The 19,806-nt window shown below is 35.7% G+C and carries 21 protein-coding genes; 7 read left to right on the forward strand and 14 right to left on the reverse strand.

The features are described from left to right. Positions 1-16 precede the first annotated feature (16 nt). A complete protein-coding gene (locus tag MG292_RS07490; RefSeq protein ID WP_264534600.1) occupies positions 17-1,585 on the reverse strand; it encodes an OstA-like protein in 1,569 nt (522 codons plus the stop codon). 224 nt (positions 1,586-1,809) lie between these two features. Here MG292_RS07490 and MG292_RS07495 point away from each other — a divergent pair, with 224 nt between their 5' ends. Then, positions 1,810-3,675 (forward strand): alpha-amylase family protein, encoded by a 1,866-nt coding sequence (locus MG292_RS07495; RefSeq protein ID WP_264533342.1) that lies wholly within the window; start codon positions 1,810-1,812, stop codon positions 3,673-3,675. 13 nt (positions 3,676-3,688) lie between these two features. On the opposite strand, the gene MG292_RS07500 is transcribed toward MG292_RS07495, so the two are convergent. The 7 genes from MG292_RS07500 to rsfS form a co-directional block, all read right to left on the reverse strand. After that, complete coding sequence (locus tag MG292_RS07500) at positions 3,689-4,459, reverse strand: superoxide dismutase (protein WP_264533341.1); 771 nt, start codon at positions 4,457-4,459, stop codon at positions 3,689-3,691. Between the two features lie 7 nt (positions 4,460-4,466). Further along, positions 4,467-4,736, reverse strand: a complete 270-nt coding sequence (locus MG292_RS07505) for an acyl-CoA-binding protein (protein ID WP_264533340.1) — start codon at positions 4,734-4,736, stop codon at positions 4,467-4,469. Next, on the reverse strand, positions 4,736-5,389 hold the full coding sequence (locus MG292_RS07510; RefSeq protein WP_264533339.1) for a phosphatidylserine decarboxylase family protein: 654 nt from the start codon (positions 5,387-5,389) through the stop codon (positions 4,736-4,738). The genes MG292_RS07505 and MG292_RS07510 overlap by 1 nt, the downstream gene beginning before the upstream one ends. Continuing rightward, positions 5,379-6,269 (reverse strand): phosphatidate cytidylyltransferase, encoded by an 891-nt coding sequence (locus tag MG292_RS07515; protein ID WP_264533338.1) that lies wholly within the window; start codon positions 6,267-6,269, stop codon positions 5,379-5,381. Before MG292_RS07515 ends, MG292_RS07510 begins: the two co-directional genes overlap by 11 nt. A 1-nt stretch (position 6,270) precedes the next feature. After that, positions 6,271-6,873: a lactate utilization protein gene (locus MG292_RS07520; RefSeq protein WP_264533337.1), complete on the reverse strand. Its 603-nt coding sequence runs from the start codon at positions 6,871-6,873 to the stop codon at positions 6,271-6,273. A gap of 110 nt (positions 6,874-6,983) precedes the next feature. Continuing rightward, positions 6,984-8,906 (reverse strand): ATP-dependent zinc metalloprotease FtsH, encoded by a 1,923-nt coding sequence (gene ftsH / locus MG292_RS07525; protein ID WP_264533336.1) that lies wholly within the window; start codon positions 8,904-8,906, stop codon positions 6,984-6,986. A gap of 15 nt (positions 8,907-8,921) precedes the next feature. Next, positions 8,922-9,293 carry a ribosome silencing factor gene (gene rsfS, locus MG292_RS07530; RefSeq protein WP_264533335.1) on the reverse strand — a complete coding sequence of 124 codons (372 nt, stop codon included), beginning with the start codon at positions 9,291-9,293 and terminating at the stop codon, positions 8,922-8,924. Positions 9,294-9,390: 97 nt separating this feature from the next. Between rsfS and MG292_RS07535 the strand changes: the two genes are divergently transcribed. Continuing rightward, complete coding sequence (locus MG292_RS07535) at positions 9,391-10,119, forward strand: biotin--[acetyl-CoA-carboxylase] ligase (RefSeq protein WP_264533334.1); 729 nt, start codon at positions 9,391-9,393, stop codon at positions 10,117-10,119. Between the two features lie 50 nt (positions 10,120-10,169). Here the strand turns inward: MG292_RS07535 and MG292_RS07540 are convergent, their stop codons facing one another. Both MG292_RS07540 and pyrE read right to left on the reverse strand, forming a co-directional pair. Beyond that, on the reverse strand, positions 10,170-10,562 hold the full coding sequence (locus tag MG292_RS07540) for an SRPBCC family protein (RefSeq protein ID WP_264533333.1): 393 nt from the start codon (positions 10,560-10,562) through the stop codon (positions 10,170-10,172). A gap of 16 nt (positions 10,563-10,578) precedes the next feature. Beyond that, positions 10,579-11,220 (reverse strand): orotate phosphoribosyltransferase, encoded by a 642-nt coding sequence (gene pyrE, locus MG292_RS07545; RefSeq protein ID WP_264533332.1) that lies wholly within the window; start codon positions 11,218-11,220, stop codon positions 10,579-10,581. A gap of 7 nt (positions 11,221-11,227) precedes the next feature. On the opposite strand from pyrE, the gene MG292_RS07550 reads away from it, so the two are divergent. Further along, the gene (locus MG292_RS07550) at positions 11,228-11,830 is read left to right on the forward strand and encodes an NUDIX hydrolase (RefSeq protein WP_264533331.1); all 603 of its coding nucleotides are present in this window, start codon (positions 11,228-11,230) and stop codon (positions 11,828-11,830) included. A 139-nt stretch (positions 11,831-11,969) separates the two neighbouring features. After that, positions 11,970-12,164 carry a hypothetical protein gene (locus MG292_RS07555; protein WP_264533330.1) on the forward strand — a complete coding sequence of 65 codons (195 nt, stop codon included), beginning with the start codon at positions 11,970-11,972 and terminating at the stop codon, positions 12,162-12,164. Between the two features lie 321 nt (positions 12,165-12,485). On the opposite strand, the gene MG292_RS07560 is transcribed toward MG292_RS07555, so the two are convergent. Further along, entirely contained in the window at positions 12,486-14,216 is a 1,731-nt protein-coding gene (locus MG292_RS07560; RefSeq protein ID WP_264533329.1) for a M14 family metallopeptidase, read from the reverse strand. A 113-nt stretch (positions 14,217-14,329) separates the two neighbouring features. On the opposite strand from MG292_RS07560, the gene MG292_RS07565 reads away from it, so the two are divergent. Then, positions 14,330-15,673: a DEAD/DEAH box helicase gene (locus MG292_RS07565; protein ID WP_264533328.1), complete on the forward strand. Its 1,344-nt coding sequence runs from the start codon at positions 14,330-14,332 to the stop codon at positions 15,671-15,673. 129 nt (positions 15,674-15,802) lie between these two features. Here the strand turns inward: MG292_RS07565 and MG292_RS07570 are convergent, their stop codons facing one another. From MG292_RS07570 to MG292_RS07580, 3 genes are all read right to left on the reverse strand, one after another. Beyond that, positions 15,803-16,387, reverse strand: a complete 585-nt coding sequence (locus MG292_RS07570) for a PhnA domain-containing protein (RefSeq protein WP_264533327.1) — start codon at positions 16,385-16,387, stop codon at positions 15,803-15,805. Between the two features lie 63 nt (positions 16,388-16,450). Continuing rightward, complete coding sequence (gene coaD / locus MG292_RS07575; RefSeq protein ID WP_264533326.1) at positions 16,451-16,906, reverse strand: pantetheine-phosphate adenylyltransferase; 456 nt, start codon at positions 16,904-16,906, stop codon at positions 16,451-16,453. Between the two features lie 10 nt (positions 16,907-16,916). Next, complete coding sequence (locus MG292_RS07580) at positions 16,917-17,888, reverse strand: D-alanine--D-alanine ligase (protein WP_264533325.1); 972 nt, start codon at positions 17,886-17,888, stop codon at positions 16,917-16,919. 206 nt (positions 17,889-18,094) lie between these two features. On the opposite strand from MG292_RS07580, the gene MG292_RS07585 reads away from it, so the two are divergent. Continuing rightward, positions 18,095-18,715: a PASTA domain-containing protein gene (locus tag MG292_RS07585; protein ID WP_264533324.1), complete on the forward strand. Its 621-nt coding sequence runs from the start codon at positions 18,095-18,097 to the stop codon at positions 18,713-18,715. After that, a complete protein-coding gene (locus MG292_RS07590; protein WP_264533323.1) occupies positions 18,705-19,742 on the forward strand; it encodes an RluA family pseudouridine synthase in 1,038 nt (345 codons plus the stop codon). Before MG292_RS07585 ends, MG292_RS07590 begins: the two co-directional genes overlap by 11 nt. Positions 19,743-19,806 lie beyond the last annotated feature (64 nt).

The raw sequence follows: 19,806 nt of genomic DNA on the forward strand, positions 1-19,806 counted from the left end.
ATTGCTATTTCAATGGCTATTTCTTCTTTTTTTTATCGTAATCCAAGGTTTCTTTTCGCACTTTCATGGGTACATTTTTCTTGTCTTTTTGTACCTTGGCTTGTTTGGCTATTTTTTCATTGTCCTCATTTTCTTCAGGCGGGAAGATATCATCTTTGGATTTGATTCGTTCTTCACCTCGCCAAATGAAACCTTTGAATTTTCGATCGTTTTCGGCCAAGTCTTTTTCAGGAAATAAATCGCCATCTACTTGTTGGAAAAAGGTAATTTGATCCACTTCGTTTTTGTTGAACAAAATATTGATCCTACTACTCTTATTCTTGTTGATGCCAATAAGTTCGTGTGCATCATTTCGCATATAATAAATTACTTCAGTGTTTTTGATAATGTCCACATCGTGTAATTTGCCTTCTTCAAATTTTCCAAAGAGATTTTGTCCCTTTATTTGGTTATAACCAGTGCCTAAAGTGTCTTTGGAGACGAGAAAGGTATTGTTCAATACTTTGAGTGAATCTAATTTTTGTGTGGTGTTGTTGCCAATGAGATGCATAAGATCTCCTGTAATTTGGCTTTCTCCATTCCAAAGAATAGGATGTCCAATTAGTTTGGTCAAGGCTGTTTTAGAGCTTGAATGAATCGAATCACATTTGCCACTCATGTGTTTTTTGAAAAAACGAACATTATTGAAAGCGCGAATAATTCGGTTTTCTTCTTTTCCTGTAACCATTAATTTTTTTCCGTGAATGTAAACGGAGTCGTTTTCGACAAAGTTGATGGCAACGGCTCTTTTGGTTACAAAAAGGGAATCTTTTTTCTTGTACATTTCGGCATAATGGCCTTTCACAATGCCGCGATTGATGGAATCGGTGATTTTTACATTGCGAGAAGCCGAAGCGAATTCTTTGTTTCTGTCGTAATACAAACTATCGCCCCGAATGATTCGGTCGTCGTATTTGATATAGGATTTGTTCAAGAAATGCGCTTTGTTCTTCTTAGTGTCGTAAAATCCTTTTTCGGTATAAATATAATTGGCTTTACTAGTAATAGTCGAAGGACCTAACAAATAGGAGTGTCCCGAATTACTGTAATAATCCAAGTGATTGGATTTGATAACATAAGTGGGATTGGTTATCGTAACTTCAGTCAGGAATTGAAATTTCTTTTCAGGGACATAATATTTTCCCGACTTACTCACTAAAGTGTTTTGTAAATTAGTAATTGTTCCTTTAGTATTGTAAAAAACTTCTTGAGTATTGCGGTCAAAATTAATGGTATCTGTTACCAAAGTAGCGTCAGGAGAACTCATTACAGCATTGCCAGTTGCAAATGCTTTTTTTACATTGCCGCTATACTCGGCATATTTACTGTTCAGGAATAAAGTATCACCTTGTACTAATTGTACGTTTCCAAAGGCTTTAATGTAGTTTTCTTTTTGAAAATAATAGGCTTTGTTACAGGTTAAAACCACTCCGTCATGATTCATACGTACATTTCCGGTCAATAAAAAAGCATCTGGAATTTCAACTTGATTCACGTCAGCAAAATCAGAATGTTCTATCACAATTTTTTTAGGAGTTTGTCCCAATAAGTTTGAAATAAACACAAAAAATAGTGCAATAAAGAATGTGAATTTAAGTTTTTTCAAGTCCAAATTATTTTGGATGTAAAATTAATCAAAATGAATAAAGCACAAGTCTATTTAAGAAATATTTATAAACCAATCATTAGCTGTTTATTTCCTCAAATAGAAGACTTGCGAATGTTTCAAAAAGATTTATATTTGTCAATACGCTTAAATGCTATTGAACTATGAAAAAAATTGCTTGTATTGTTGCTCTTGTTTTTTCGCTACTTAGCGGAGCACAATCCCATGATAAAAAAAATAATACTCAAAAAATGACAACTATTCCCACTCAAAAAGCAGTAGTATATCAAGTTTTTACTCGATTATTCGGAAATAAAAATACCACTAACAAGCCTTGGGGTACGATTGAAGAAAATGGAGTAGGGAAGTTCAATGATTTTACAGACAAAGCGCTACAAGAAATTAAAGATTTAGGGGTCAGCCATATTTGGTATACTGGAGTTCCACATCATGCTGTTATACGAGATTATACTCAATATGGTATTTCAAATGATGATCCTGAAGTGGTAAAAGGAAGAGCGGGTTCACCTTATGCGGTAAAAGATTATTACAATGTCAATCCAGATTTGGCAGTCAATCCAGCCAATCGTTTGCAAGAATTTGAAGACTTAATAGCACGCACACACAAAGCGGGATTGAAGTTGATTATAGATATTGTTCCGAATCACGTGGCCCGAAAGTATGAAGGTAAAAATAATCCAGAAGGAGTTAGAGATTTTGGGGCTGATGATGATGTTACAGTAGAATACCATAAGGATAATAATTTCTATTACATCCCGAATACCCGTTTCGAATTGCCAGAGGGTATTACTCCTTTAAATGGAGAAGTGAATCCGTTGATTGATGGTAAATTTGAAGAATTTCCTGCAAAATGGACTGGGAATGGTTCCCGTTTGCCTAAGCCAGACAAAAACGATTGGTACGAAACGGTAAAAGTAAATTACGGAATTCGTCCTGATGGAACTAAAGATTTTGCTGAACTTCCAGCTGGATTTGACACCAAATCGTGTCAAGAACATTTTGATTTTTGGAAAGATAAAGAAGTGCCAAGTTCTTGGAAAAAATTTCGCGCTATTGCCGAATATTGGTTAGCCAAAGGAGTTGACGGTTTTCGTTACGATATGGCTGAAATGGTACCGTATGAGTTTTGGAGCTACATGAATTCGGCGATTAAAGTACAAAGACCTGATGCCTTTTTATTAGCAGAAGTGTATAATCCAAAAGAATACCGAAATTACATTCGTTTAGGTAAAATGGATTATCTATATGACAAAGTGGAACTGTATGACAAGTTAAAAGAGATTGTACAAGGGAGAAGTCAAACGGACCCAATTACTGATATTCAAAAAGGATTGGCTGATATTGAGCACCACATGCTACATTTTTTAGACAATCATGATGAACAACGTTTAGCAAGTCCTGAATTTGCAGGTTCAGCAGAAAAAGGAAAGCCATTAATGGTGGTTTCGGCAACTATTAGTACTTCGCCAACGATGATTTATTTTGGACAAGAAGTAGGTGAGGCAGGAAATGAAAATGGTGGTTTTGGAACCCATTCTAGAACCTCTATCTTTGATTATGTAGGTGTTCCAAATCACCAACGCTGGATGAATGGTGGTAAATTTGATGGCGGGCAATTGTCGTCTTCGGAGAAATCGCTACGTGATTTTTACAAAAGGGTATTGAACTTTACGTTAAAAAGCTCGGCTTTGATGGGAGAATTCCAAGAAATTCATGGATTAAACCGATATGCTACAGAGGGTTATTATCCTGAAGTATATTCGTTTGTGCGTTGGTCATATACAGAAAAGTTGATAGTTATTTCTAATTTTTCATCGGTGCATACCAGTCATTTTGAATTGAAAATCCCAGAAGATGTAATTCAAAAATGGTATTTAAAAGACGGAAAATATACAATTGTTGACCAGTTGTACCAAAAGAGTAGTTTGACTTTAGAAGTGGTCAACGGACAAGGAAAAGTACAAATAGCTATTGAACCGTTGGAATCGTTTATTTATCAATTGAAGTAATTAAAAAAAAATACTATTTTGAAATAGCTTCTTCGTAATTCTCTTCTACTTTTCTCCAGTTGATCACATTGAAGAAAGCATCAATGTAGTTTTTACGTTTGTATTGGTAATCCAAGTAATAAGCATGTTCCCATACATCTAAGGCTAAGATGGGTTTACCTTGTACTTTTGCATTTCGCATTAGAGGATTATCTTGGTTGGCAGTACTTGTGATTTGCAATTTTCCGGAACGATCCACAATTAACCACACCCAACCAGAACCAAAGACTTTGTTAGCCTCTCCCTTGAATTGAGTGGTAAAATTATCAAAAGATTCAAAATCTTTTTCAATTGCGGTTGCTAAGGAATCTTTCGGTTGGCCTCCTGCTTTAGGTCCTATACATTTAAAATAAAGGGAATGGTTGTAATAACCACCTGCGTTATTTTTTTGTTCTTCATTACTAGTATCTAATTGCGATACCACTTCTTCAATAGTACTATTTTCTAAATTAGTTCCCGCAATGACTTCGTTTAATTTATTAGTATAAGACAAATAATGTTTAGAGTAATGGTTCTCTAAAGTAATTGCTGATAGATTTGGTGCTAAAGCATCGTAGTCAAAAGCTAATTTTTCTAATTGAAACGAACCATCGTTAGCTTTAACATCATCAGGCATACCCATTGTTATTTTTTCTTCGGCACTTGGCAAAGGAACTTCAACTACTTCGGTTAGTTTTTTCTTGTTGCAAGAGAATAAAATAAAAAAGAATATTACATAAATTACTTTTAAAAAGTGTTTTTTCATGACTTGTTTATTTTTTCAATAAAGAATTGATGATTTCAATATAGTTTTCTTTAGCTTCCTCAATAGATATATGGCTGATTTGCATCCAAGCATTTAGTTTGAAAGCATTTCGTAAATCAAAATTATCGGATTGTCCGTATTGGGCTGAACCAGAAGTTGCTTGTTTGTAAAATGCATACAAACGTAGTTGTACGTCTTGTGGTAGGGAAGCCTGCGTCATTTTTGAAGCCTCATTAACTGCTTCGTCAAATTGTTTATCTAGATCGTTCTCAATCATTACGCTTTGGTTGCAATAACTGTTTTTCCGCCGATGGCTTTTTGATTTAATACTACATTAATTGGAGTTCCTAAAGGTAAAAATAAATCTACTCTTGAACCAAATTTGATGAAACCAGCATCAGTTCCTTGAATTACTTGCATTCCTTCTTCGGCGTAGTTTACAATTCGCTTTGCTAACGCACCAGCGATTTGTCTGTACAATACTTCTCCAAATGATTTATTTTCAACTACGATAGTCGTTCTTTCATTTTCTTCGCTAGCTTTTGGGTGCCAAGCTACTAAAAATTTTCCAGGATGGTATTTGCTAAATTTTATAATACCTCCCATTGGATAACGGGTAACATGCACGTTTATTGGCGACATGAATATAGAAACTTGTAGGCGTTTGTCTTTGAAATATTCACCCTCGTACACCTCTTCAATAACAACAACTTTCCCATCAACAGGAGAAAGAATTTGATCTTCGTTTAAGATAAAAGTTCGTTTTGGATTTCTAAAAAATTGAAGTATAATTATTAAAAAAACAATTGCTATAATTTGAATCGTCATTTTAATCCAGCTAGTGTCAATCAGATTGTCACTTACTAATAGTACAATGGCAGTGATACAAGTGCCTAATAAAATGGATTGAGCTCCTTCTTTATGAAACATAAGATAAAATTTGATAAAATAAGTATACAATTGGTGCTACAAATATAACACTATCTAGACGATCTAAAATACCTCCATGCCCAGGCATTATTTTACCACTGTCTTTGACTTGGGCAATTCGTTTAAATTTAGATTCAATTAAGTCGCCAATAGTTCCAAAAACACCAGCAATTAATGCGATAAAAACCCATATTAAGATAGATCTTTCACTAAAATCAGGATTTGGTTTGATGTATAATTTTGAAATTAGATATCCAGCAAAAACAGCAAACACAATACCGCCAAGGAATCCTTCAATTGTTTTTTTAGGAGATATGCGTTCGTATAATTTATGTTTTCCTATTGATTTTCCAACCAAATAAGCAAATGTATCATTAGTCCAAATGAGAATAAATAATCCGATAATTATTTTAGGATTGTAATCTTTTATTCCGAAAGAAATTTTAACAATGAATATAAATGGTAATAGTATGTAGCCTATTAGGTATAAGTATTTCCAAAGTTTTGTAATAGTTTGTTCTTTATTATCAAATAAAAAGAATAAGCATTTAATAAAGATTAAAATAGTAATCGTCAGTAATCCTATATTTAATTGTTCAATATCAATACCAAGTTCAGTAGGTCTTTCGCGTAAATTTGATAAATAATCGTTTGTTTCTGTTTGATAGTAACTGATTAAGCTAATTATAGAATAAGATAAGCTCACAAAAGAAAGAGGAAGGATTGTATTCAATTTCACTAGATTGCAAAACTCATAGGTAGCAATAATCAGAAAAATTCCGAATAGTAGGATAAAGCTTTCCGTAGAATATAGAATAGAGGATAGTAAGAGTGTAATATAAATTACTCCAGAAATCCCTCTTTTAAGTGTTTCATTCATCTTAAAGATCCTCTAAAAGCAATAAATACAAGTTCTTTGCAGCACTTCCGTACTGTGTAAAGTCTTCTTCTCTAGCTTTTTCAAAGTATTTTATTGTGGTAATATTAGTTGGGTAATTTTTCTCGTATTTCTTTTTTATTGCACTTAATCCGTCGCTTTTAGCTCTGATGATTTGGCTTGTAGTAGCAATCACAACTATACTAGCAGGCAATTCGTTAAATTTGAATTGTTTGATTTGATTTGACGAAAATAAAATAGAGCCATCTTCGGCAATTAAATTTTCACAGCTAGTTAATAAAAAGGCTGGATGATCGGGTTTAATATAGGGTAATTTATTTTCATCAAGTAAATGAAAAAGAGTAGTATCAAAACAAATTACTTCTTTTTCAAACCAATCGTTTTCCTCTAAGATGTTTTCAAATTGTTCACTTACTTCTTTTTTGTTTTCACAGTAGATGAATTTTCCGCCATTCTTTTTGAAATGATAAATAAAAGCTTCGTCAACAGCCATTGTTACTTCAGGTAGAAATTGGCTCTGTTCGTTGCCTTTATCTTCTTCAGAAGCCGGATTATTGGAACTAAATAATTTTTTAAAAAGACTCATATCCTATTTGAACTACTTAAAATATTGTTTGAAAACGTTCAAAGATAAAAAAATCTTAATTCAAAAGTCACTTTTGAATTAAGATTTTAATAATAATTGATAATTTAAAATTAAGAGACTACTTCTTCCAAGTTTTCGTCAAAGTCTCTTTTTCCAAAAATAGCTTCTAAATCATCTTTAAATATGACTTCTTTTTCAATTAAAATATCTGCTAATTGATTCAGTTTATCTTTATTATCCTCTAATATTTGAATCGCTCTTTGGTATTGACCTTCGATTAAAGTAGAGATTTCTTCGTCAATTACTTTAGCAGTTTCGTCAGAATATGGTTTTGAGAAACTGTATTCACTTTGGCCCGAAGAATCATAGTAAGTAACGTTTCCAATTTTCTCATTCAATCCATAAACGGTAACCATTGCTCTAGCTTGGCGAGTTACTTTTTCTAAGTCACTTAGTGCTCCGGTAGAAATTCTATTGAAGATTACTTTTTCAGCAGCTCTTCCTCCCATGGTAGCACACATTTCATCAAGCATTTGGTCCGGACGAACAATTAAACGTTCTTCTGGTAAATACCAAGCAGCACCTAAACTTTGTCCTCTTGGAACAATGGTTACTTTGATTAGCGGTGCAGCATGTTCTAACATCCAGCTTACTGTAGCGTGACCCGCTTCGTGAATGGCAATTGCTTTTTTCTCCTCTGGAGTTACAATTTTATTTTTCTTTTCTAAACCACCAATAATTCTGTCAACAGCGTCTAAGAAATCTTGTTTGTCAACCGCTGTCTTATTGTTTCTTGCAGCAATCAAAGCCGCTTCGTTACAAACATTGGCAATATCAGCACCAGAAAAACCAGGTGTTTGTTTGGCTAAAAAGTCCACATCTAATCCTTCTACTTTTTTCAAAGGAGCCAAATGCACTTTAAAGATTTCTCCGCGTTCGCGAATGTCTGGTAAATCAACAAAAATTTGTCTGTCAAAACGACCTGCACGCATCAATGCTTTGTCTAAAACATCAGCACGGTTGGTAGCGGCTAAAACAATTACATTTGAATTGGTTCCAAAACCATCCATCTCCGTTAACAACTGATTCAAAGTGTTTTCACGTTCGTCGTTACCACCTGACATATTGCTTTTTCCTCTGGCTCTACCCACGGCATCTATCTCATCAATGAAGATGATAGATGGCGATTTTTCTTTGGCTTGCTTGAATAAATCCCTTACACGAGACGCTCCAACCCCCACAAACATTTCCACAAAATCAGAACCTGATAAAGAGAAGAAAGGTACCTGGGCTTCGCCAGCAACGGCTTTCGCTAACAAGGTTTTTCCAGTTCCCGGAGGCCCTACAAGTAAAGCTCCCTTTGGTATTTTACCTCCTAGATTGGTATATTTTTCAGGGTTTTTCAAGAATTCAACAATCTCTTGAATTTCTTCTTTAGCGCCTTCAAGACCAGCTACATCTTTGAAAGTAGTTTTAATATCGTTTTTTTCATCAAATAGTTTGGCTTTCGATTTTCCAATATTGAAAATTTGTCCGCCACCACCAGCACCACCACCTGACATTCTTCTCATGATGAATATCCAAACAGCAATGATTACGATAATTGGCAATAAACTCACAAAAAGATCCGTCCAATTGCTGGTTTTGTCGAATTTAAAATCTTTCAATTTACCTTCACTAACTGCTTTCTCTAGTTTAGTTTGGAAAATTTGGTCGTTACCAATTTCCAAAGTATAATGCGGTCCAGCGTTAGGACGATCAAAAACATCTTTAGCTACTTTTGAATGTGTTTTGTCTTTTAAAGCAGCTGCAGTTAAATACACTTCAGCTTCGCTTTTATTGTATACAATAACTTTTTCTACCTGTCCTTTTTCAAGATAAGTGTTGAATTTAGAGGAAGTTAATTGCGCAGGCTCCTCAAAATTACTTCCGCCAGTAGCGATACTGATAAAAAGAAAAATTAGAAGAATTCCAGCATACACCAACCAAGGACTAACTCTGAATTTATTTGGATTTGGATTGTTATTTGACATTTTTAGTGATTTTCTTTAGTATTTGTTTTCGATTGAAATAATTTTTGCATCTCCCCAAAGGCTTTCAATGTTGTAATATTCACGAATGTGTTTTTGGAAAACGTGAACTACTACATTGACATAGTCCATCAATACCCATTCGGCATTATCAGTTCCTTCTACATGCCAAGGCTTGTCTTTTAATTCTTTAGAAACGGTTTTTTGAACGGAGCTCACAATGGCGTTCACTTGAGTATTCGAGGTTCCGTTGCAGATGATAAAGTAATCGCAAACTGCGGTATCTATTTCTCTTAAATCTAAGATATCAATATCATTTCCTTTTACTTCTTCTATTCCTTTGATGATGTTTGCAATGAGTACATCATTATTTATAGTCTTTTTCGCCATGAATTATTTTTAATATAAGTTGGTAAAGTTACCATTTTTTGTGATTATTTTTGAACCATTAACAGAATATTACATTCTGTCTTGCAAAAAATAGTACATGAAACTAATCAAACTCGATGCCATAGATTCTACTAACGAATTTCTAAAAGGGATATCCAGTAAAGAAGCGCTCGAAAACTTTACTGTGGTTACTGCCGAAAATCAAACCAAAGGGAAGGGGCAAATGGGAGCTGTTTGGAATTCAGAAGTAGGTAAAAATCTAATAATGAGTGTTTTGGTTAAGGATTTTTTATTAGAAATCACTCAAGTGTTCAACTTAAATATTGCCGTTTCTTTAGCCGTTATTACAGCTTTAAAAAAGAATAACATCCCTGATTTGAGTATCAAATGGCCAAACGACATTCTGTCAGCCAATAAAAAAATTGGAGGCATTTTGATTGAAAATAGCATTAAAAGTGATGGAACTATCTTGTCAATCGTTGGTTTAGGATTGAATGTCAACCAAACTAATTTTGAAGGTTTGCCAAAAGCGTCTTCTTTGGCAGTGGTAACAGGAAAAGAATTCGATAAAGAAAAGTTGCTTTTGGAAATTATTGCACACTTAGAAATGAATGTAGCTGCGAGTAAACTAAATCCAGCTTCGTTGCGGCAACAATTTGTGGACTTGTTGTATAAAAAAGGAGTGCCAATGCCATTTGCTAATTCGAAGGATGAAAAATTCATGGGAATGATTCAAGGAATATCTCCTGTTGGGAGGTTGCAAGTCTTGTTAGAAGACGATTCTGTTGCCGAATTTGATATCAAAGAAATTCAAATGTTATATTAACAAAAAAGGGCTGTAATTTTACAGCCCTTTTTTGTTATCGTATTTAAATATTATAATTTGTGCATATTCTCCACCAAGGTTTCAATGAATTTTTGGATAGGTCCTTTAATCATCATCGCCATCATGGGGTTGAAATCGCCTTCAAAATCTAGCTTTACATCAGCACTATTTTCAGAAATCGCGTCAATGGAAGCGGTTAAAGTAAAAGGCAATTTATCGCTAGCAGCACCTAAAACGAGTTGGGTTGGAGCCAGTTTTTCTTTAATCACTAATTTGATTTCAGGCATTCCTTTTAAACCAAAAATAAAAGCGTCAGCGCCAATCACTTCAAATTTTGCAATATTTTCAGGCATTAATTGTTCAAAGTTTTTTACATCAGACAATAAATTAAATAATTCTTGTGCTGATTTTTGAACACTCACTTTTGGACTTTCTAAATTCATCTGGTTTTATTTCAAATTACACATTCCAAGTCGAAGGATTCACGTTCCATTCACTCAAGGTTTGTAGTTCTTCTTCGGTAATGTAAGTTTTGGCTACAGCCAAGCTCAATAAATTTTGATAGTTGCTTAAAGTATACAATTCCACATTAGCATTTTTGAAATTTTGCTCGGCTAAATCAAATCCATACGTAAAAATAGCAGCCATTCCTTTGACATTAGCTCCTGCTTCTTTCAAAGCTTCCACAGCAAGTAAACTACTGTTTCCGGTACTAATTAAGTCTTCCACCACTACTACATTTTGTCCTTTCTGTAAAAATCCTTCGACTTGATTTTGTCTACCGTGTTTTTTAGGTTCTGGACGAACATACACAAATGGCAATCCCATACATTCGGCAACAAGAATACCAATTCCAATGGCTCCAGTAGCAACTCCTGCAATCACGTCGGGCTTACCAAATTGTTTTTCAATATTTTTGGCAAACTCATCGCGAACATAATTTCGGATGGCTGGAAAGGAAAGAATGAGTCGGTTGTCGCAATAGATTGGCGATTTCCATCCAGAAGCCCATGTAAAAGGATTTCTTGGATTCAATTTAATTGCATTTATTTGCAAAAGCAATTCGGCTGTTTTTTCGGCTGTTTCTTTATTAAAAATCATAGTGCAAATGTATAAAGTTTTTGTGAACGACAAACCACTTTTTTTAACAAATCATATCTCTAAGGAGACCGATTTTCAATTGTTTTTGTTAGAAAGTATTGACATCGAACAGCTTATTGTAAAAATTTTCCAAAATAAAATTCAAAAAGCCTATTTGTATCATCCTGATGAAAAGGAAATTTTGAAAACGTTAAAAGAAAAAATCCCTGTAAATAAAGCGGGTGGAGGCTTGGTGTACAATAAAAAAGGGGAGGTGCTTTTTATTTTTAGAAATGGAAAATGGGATTTGCCTAAAGGCGGCACCAACAAAGGAGAAGCAATTGAAGACACCGCCATGCGCGAAGTAGAAGAAGAAACAGGCGTTGGAAAACTCAAAGTGACCCAAAAACTTCAAAAAACCTACCACGTTTTTAAGCGTAACGGCAAGTACCGACTTAAAATAACGCATTGGTTTGAAATGACTTCTGATTATGATGGAACACTAGTAGGTCAAGCCGAAGAAGGCATTGAGAAAGTAGCTTGGTTGAGTCCATTGCAAATCAAAGAAGCCTTGAAAAACTCCTATGAAAATATCAAATTATTATTTGAAGAAGAAAAGCTCCTGAAATAGGAGCTTTTTTATGGGTTTTGTTTGGAGCTGTATCTGATAAAACGAATTTTCATTATATTTGGTTTTAGCTTAGCTCAAAGTCAGTAGACTTTGCAGCGAGTATATTTAAAGTAGCAACTACACATAATTAAAAAATAAAATGGCAAAAGAACCTTTCGCAGCGAAACTCACTTCCCTATGGATAGGAGGTTTTTTCTTCTGGATTTTAAAAGGATTTAAAGGAAAAATAACAGACCTGTTTGTTAAAGAATATGAAAACAGAAATGTTTGGGTTGGATATATGATTACTTTAATATTAGCTGGAATAATTGTTTATTTATTAGTAAGGAATTAAGTTCGATTTTAAGTAATAATGAAACACCGATAGCGAGGGATACTGCAAAAGAACAAGTACTAAAGAGAGTAAAAAGATGAGCATTAAAAGCAATAGGATTAATTATAGTAGGTATTTTTGGTATTTATTACATCTATAAGCATCCGAACAAAACTTTTCCAACCAAAGATTTTGGTGGTTATATGGGAGCAGTTACTCTTATTATTCTTGGCATAATGATGTTGTTTGGGAAAATTGCTTTGTAATTTTTTAGTTGTTTTTTGTCATAGAATGCGTAGCAAGTTAATTTTACAAAGTTAGTATTCCATCTAAAAATCGATATTATTTATTAATCCTATAAACAGGATACTGTAAATGCGCTTTTTCATAATAGACAGATTGTTTGTAAATCCAATCCAATTGCGCTTTAGGATTGTTCATGAACTCGGGTTCCTTTTGTTTTTTTGCTTCCAAATCACTTTTTAATTTCGGATTGTCTTTCAGCAACTGCGCAGCGGTATTTTCAAATACATAGTCTGAATAGCCTTCTTTTTGTTGTAAAATGGGATCAAAGAAATTCCAATTGAAAAAAGAGTCCACCGCTTCGGGTTCGAGTGTTTCTAGAAGGTATTTGATGCCTTTTTGTTGGGTAGGAACAATATAATCTCCTTTGGCGAAAGCCAATTTTTCGGTTTTTGATGCTACTACGGTATTTCGGTGGATATAATGACCTTCGTAAGCCGAAGGCGTAGTTTTGTAATCTACAATTCGGTAGCTTTCTACTTCAATAATCGTGTCTTTTGGAATGGATTGACAAACAATCCCATTGCTTTTTAAGAGTTCAATCACCGGCCAAAATCCACGCGGAATGACATAGGCTTTAGGAATGGTTACGTCTTTTACTGATTTGTATTGCGGAAAGAAAGGTACTTCTTTTTTGAAGGGTTGGTTTCGGTCGTAAAACAAACGTTGTCCCGTAGTAGCCTCACTTTTTTTGTAACCCGCTTCATAACCCAAAAAAGTAAAAGGTTCTTTTACACTATTGTCCACTTCCCATTGCAAAGTGTAGTTTTTGTTGGGTTGGAATTGTGCTTCGTTTTCTTGTCTTTTTTGTTTGATGGTGGTAGCATTCGCATCGGTAAATTCTAAAGTAGATTTCATGAATTCGTAGGTAACTTTAACACGATCACTATAATTTTTCAGCATGTGCGTTTCTACCACAAATCCAATGGAATTGAATAGTGAAGTGTAGCCTGTGGTGTAGCGCGGACTGTCGTAAAACTGCGCAAATCCTTGGTCGGGTGTTTCGTGAAACGTATTGACATAAGGAGTCGTTTCGATTTTTTTCTTCTTCAAATCCGAAACCAAGTTGGGCATCATTTCTTTTCGTAGATACGAACCCAAAACCGTTCCTAATTTACTCGGTTCTGTCATGATGTAGGTGAGTTTGTATTGATAATCAGAACCATTGCTCACATGGTTATCAATAAAAACGTCCGGATTAATTTGGTGAAAAATTTCGACAAAACTTTTGGTGTTTCGCGTATCCGATTTGATGAAATCCCGATTCAAATCATAGTTGCGGGCATTGCCTCTAAAACCGTATTCTTCAGGACCGTTTTGATTGGCTCTTGTAAAGCTGTTTCGGTTTAAAGCGCCACCAATATTGTACACCGGAATGCACACGATTACGGTATTTTTAGGCGCTTTTATTTTGCCTAAAGCCAAATCTCTAAAGAACCGCATCGATGCATCAATCCCATCAGGTTCTCCTGCGTGAATTCCGTTGTTGATGAATAACACGGCTTTGTTTTTTTGAATAGCTTCAAAGTCAAAAGTGGCATCCGAATTGAAAGTCACCATATGCAAGGGTTCGCCACTATCGGTTAAGCCCATAGTTTTTATATCGATGGTTTTAAAATCATTCGCCAATAATTGAAAATAGGCGATTGTCTCTTGGTAAGTTGCCGATTGATTGCCGTTTCCTTTTTCAAAATAGGTATCGTATTTGGTATGAGTTTGTGCCAAAATAGTCAAGGAACACAAAAGAAGTAACGTTGTTAAAAATCTCATTTTCGGTAGTTTTTATAAAAATCAAATGTAGCTTTTTTTAAATTATCACTGAAAAAGAATCAAATAAAGACTTGGGTTTTCTTATTCGCCAACCAAAGCACTATCTTTGCCCCATGAATACAAAACACCATTCCAACAATATACTCCTGAATTTAGGGATTGAGAGTCTTAATGAAATGCAAGAAGTAGCACAAGACGCTATTCTAAACGATAACAATGTTTTATTGCTTTCGCCAACAGGTTCCGGTAAAACACTCGCTTTTTTATTGCCAATTTTTGAGTTATTGCAAGCCGAAATTTTGTCGGTGCAATGTTTGATTTTAGTTCCTTCTCGTGAGTTGGGATTGCAAATTGAACAGGTTTGGAAAAAAATGGGAACCGATTACAAAGTGAATACCTGCTATGGAGGTCATTCGATAGATACTGAAATCAAAAACTTAAGCAATCCACCAGCCGTTCTAATTGGAACTCCAGGTCGAATCGCTGACCATATAGATCGTGGCACGTTTCGTTTGGATAAAATTCAAACTTTAGTTTTGGACGAATTCGATAAATCCTTACAACTAGGGTTTCACGAACAAATGTCGTTTATCATTGGAAAACTAACCAAACTGAACAAGCGTGTTTTGGTATCAGCAACTTCGGATATTGAAATTCCGAAATACACGCGTGTAGTAAATCCTACCGTTTTGGATTTTATTCCCGAAACACAAGAAGAGAACAACTTAAGTATGAAACTAGTCTTTTCCAAAGAGAAAGACAAAATCAATACTTTGTTTCAGTTGATCTGTTCGTTGAAATCGCAAGCGGCAATTATTTTTTGCAATCATCGCGATGCTGCGGAACGTATTAGCGATGCTTTGAACACTAAAGGAATTCATGCCACTTATTATCATGGCGGAATGGATCAGGACGAGCGTGAACGCGCTTTGATTCAGTTTAGAAATGGAAGTGTGAGTTATTTAATCACTACCGATTTAGCGGCGCGTGGACTGGATATTCCAGAAATGAAACACGTTATTCATTACCATTTGCCTTTGAAAGAAGACGAATTCACGCACCGGAATGGGCGTACGGCTCGTATGCAGGCTTCGGGAACAGCGTATATTATTGCGCACGAATCCGAAAAAAAAATGGACTATTTGGATTATAGCATGGAAGTCTTGTCTGTAGATTCGGCTACAACTTTACCTAAACCACCCGAATTCCAAACGATTTACATTAGTGGCGGAAAGAAAAATAAACTGAATAAGATTGACATTGTAGGTTTCTTTTCTCAAAAAGGAAAATTAGAAAAAGGCGATTTAGGATTGATTGAGGTTAAAGATTTTATCTCGTTTGCCGCAGTCAAATACAACAAAGTGAAAGACTTACTTCAGAACGTAAGAGACGAAAAAATGAAAGGAAAGAAGTTCAAAATTGAAGTCGCTCGAAAAGTCATTAAGAAAGAAGAATAATTCAATATACGATTTACGATATATGATTTACGATATTCGATTTACGATATTCGATTTACGAGGTTTAATTATAAATAAAAAAACGTCTTGAGCAATCAAGACGTTTTTTTGTTTTAGGTGTAACCAAAGTTATATTTTCTTCACGTATTGTGTGATGATTACAATTTGTTGACCATCTACTTTTCCTTCAATGTATTCGGCATTTTCATGATCCAAACGGATGTTACGCACGGCAGTTCCTTGTTTAGCCACCATACTAGATCCTTTTACTTTCAAGTCTTTGATTAATACTACAGAGTCGCCGTGTTCCAAAATAACCCCATTGCTATCGCGGTGGATGATTTTGTTTTCGTCGTCTTCTCCTTCTCCTTCGCCAGTGGCTTGCGCCCAAGCTAAAGTATCTTCGTCAAGGTACATCATGTCTAATAATTCTTGTGGCCAACCCGCTGCACGCATACGGCTTAACATTCGCCACGCTACCACTTGAACTGCGGTGTGTTCGCTCCACATGCTGTCGTTCAAACAACGCCAGTGGTTTAAATCAACATTATCTGGATTTTCAATTTGGTCAATACAAGTAGCGCAAGCAAAAACACTTTCGTCAATACCTCCTTTTTGAGTAGGTAAAACGGTATATACTTTTAAGTTTTCAGTAGCTGCACACAATTCACATTGTCCGCCGCTACGTTTGTTTAATTCTCTATCTAAACTCATAGTTTTATTTTTTTGGCGAAAGTAACGCTAATTAGTGCTTTTCACAAATTTTAGGAAATAATACTACTGCACTCGAACGGCTTCTGGGACTAATAGTTCGTATTCGCCGTGATTTCGAATCACATCGCGAACAATACTCGAACTGATGTAGGAAGTTTTGGCAGCCGTTAATAAAAAGACGGTTTCAATCTTAGACAAACGTCTGTTCGTGTGTGCAATGGCTTTTTCAAATTCGAAGTCGGCAGGGTTGCGTAAACCACGTAAAATGAAGTTGGCATTGATTTTTTGACACAAATCAATTGTTAAACCTTCGTAGGTGATTACCGAAATTTTAGGTTCGTTTTTGAAGGTTTCTTCGATGAATCGTTTTCTGTCTTCCAAGGAAAACATGTATTTTTTATCGGCGTTGATCCCAATCGCAATCACGATTTCGTCAAACAAAGGCAAGGCTCTGTTGATGATGTCTTGGTGACCTAAAGTAATGGGGTCAAACGAACCTGGAAATATGGCTTTTCTCATGGTTTAAGGTTTAGGCTAAAGCCAATTCAATCGCATTAGTGAACAAGTCTTCTAATGAAATACCTGCTTCTTTCGCTTGTTGTGGCAATAAACTTTCGGTTGTTAAACCGGGAATGGTATTCATTTCCAACATGTGCGGTTCGCCATCTACAATGATGAATTCCGAACGAGAGAATCCTTTCATTTTTAATGCTTTGTAGGCACGTTTGGCAATTTCACCCACTTTTTGCGTCATTTCATCTGAAATGCGAGCCGGTGTAATTTCTTGTGATTTTCCTAAATACTTAGCCTCGTAATCAAAGAAATCATTTTCAGAAACGATTTCGGTGATGGGTAAAACAGTGATTTCACCTTTGTAATTGATGACTCCCACAGAAACTTCGGTACCATCCAAGAAACTTTCAATGATGATTTCGTTATCTTCTTTGTAAGCTACTTCAATCGCAATAGGCAATTCGGCAGCAGTTTTTACTTTGGAGATTCCGAAACTAGAACCTGCTTTATTCGGTTTTACAAAACAAGGCAAACCTACTTTGGCTACAATAGCGTTCGTGTCGATTAAATCACCTTTGTTCAAATAATAGGAAGTCGCCGTTTTGATGCCGTAGGGTTTTAAAACCGAAAGCAAATCACGTTTATTGAAAGTCAAGGCTGCTTGGTAATAATCGCAAGCGGTTTGCGGAATACCAAGCAATTCGAAATAGGCTTGCATTAATCCGTCTTCGCCCGGAGTGCCGTGAATGGCGTTGAAAACACAATCAAAAGTGATTTTTTTTCCGTCCACAGTTACTGAAAAATCATTTCTGTCGATTGGGAATTCGGTATCATTGGCATCTACATAGACCCATTTCTCTTTGAAAATATGGATTCTAAATCCGTTGAATTTAGTTTTGTCTAAGAATTGGTACACGACGTTTCCGCTAATTAGTGAAATTTTGTATTCGCTAGAATAGCCGCCCATGATGATGGCAATGTTTTTCATTTCAAATGGTTTAAGTCTTTTTTATTTTCAATAGCTGTTGAAGGTTTTCCCTAGCCCCGATAGGAGCGGCATCCTTTTTTTTAGGCTTTTGGCCAAAAAAAGATAGAGCGGATAGCGGGAAAAAGCTCCTAACAAACTAGTAAACAAAATTATCATTTTTTTTGAAACGAAATAGGTTTATCTTTGTGCCTACTAAAAATAAATTTATGAGTTTACGTAAGTATCTAACGAGTCGTGTGTTTTTCGGTCAAGTTTTGGCTGCGCTTGCCATTATTGCAGTTTTGGGTTATTTGTTTATGCATTGGTTGACTTTTACAACCGATCATGGTCATGAAATTGCCGTGCCAAATTTGAGTAAACTAACTGAAGAGCAAGTAGAGGAAAAGTTGGACGAGTTGGATTTGGACTATGTACTCTTGGATAGTGTTGATTTTAGAGGCGATTATCCTGCTTTTACGGTGGTAGAGCAAGATCCATTACCAGGCACGAAAGTGAAAGTGGGCAGAAAAGTATATATTAAAATAAATGCATCGGGTTATTCTTCTGTAAAATTACCTGATTTGATTGATAAAACCTACCGTGAGGCAGTTCCTACTTTAAAAGCCATTGGTTTAGAAGAAGGAACGATAACTTATGAGCCTAGTTTAGGTAAAGATATGGTCTTAGCCATGCGTTACAAAGGACGTAATTTAAAACCGGGTGAGCGTGTGATGAAATCGTCTAAAATTGACTTGGTTTTAGGAGATGGAAAAATGAGTTATGAAGAGGAAGTACAAATTGACAGTACGGCAACACCTGAAGAAGATACCCCAGTAGATGAGCAATAATACCGAATCCTTCGACTTAGAAGACGAATTATTTGAGCATTATAAGTTTGAAGTTCCCAAAGGGCAAGCGTTTTTGCGTATTGACAAATACTTGATGGGGCTGATTCCCAATGCCACCCGAAATAAAATTCAAAATGCAGCGAGTAGCGGTAACATTTTTGTCAATGACGAAATTGTAAAATCCAACTACAAAGTTAAGCCGTTTGATGTGATTACGATAATGTTGTCGCATCCTCCTTTTGAAAATCATGTCTTGCCCGAGAATATTCCGTTAGACATTGTGTACGAAGATGATGCGGTATTGTTAATTAATAAACCGCCTGGTTTGGTGGTGCATCCAGGTCATGGCAATTATACTGGAACTTTAGTGAATGCGTTGGCGTTTCATTTTGACAATTTGCCAATGAATAGCAGTGAGCGTCCCGGCTTGGTGCATCGTATTGATAAAGATACTTCGGGCTTGTTAGTGATTGCCAAAACGGAAGCAGCGATGACGCATCTAGCCAAACAATTTGAAGCCAAAACGACCGAAAGAGAATACATGGCGTTAGTTTGGGGTAATGTTGCTAATGATGCCGGAACGATTGAAGGTAATTTAGCACGACACCTTAAAGACCGAATGCAAATGGCAGTTTTTGATGATCCCGAAATTGGTAAACCTGCGATTACGCATTACAAAGTTTTGGAGCGTTTTGGGTATGTGACCTTGATTTCGTGCCAACTCGAAACGGGGCGTACTCACCAGATTCGTGCGCACATGAAACACATTGGTCACCCGTTGTTTAATGACGAACGCTACGGTGGGCATTTGATTTTGAAAGGCACTACATTTACAAAATACAAGCAATTTATAGACAACTGTTTTAAGGCGTTGCCAAGACAAGCGTTACATGCTAAAACATTAGGCTTTATTCACCCGAATACAGGCGAAATGATGCGTTTTGACACCGAATTGCCAGACGACTTCAAGGATTGTTTGGAACGTTGGAGAAACTACTCCAAATCGCATACTGCGGAAGAAGAATAGAAAAAGCCCCGATAGGGGGTTTTTGTTTTTATATCTACTCGAAAGGATTGAATTCGTTGAATTG

Origin of the sequence: Flavobacterium keumense, assembly GCF_029866485.1 — a bacterium.
Taxonomy (GTDB): Bacteria; Bacteroidota; Bacteroidia; order Flavobacteriales; family Flavobacteriaceae; genus Flavobacterium; species Flavobacterium keumense.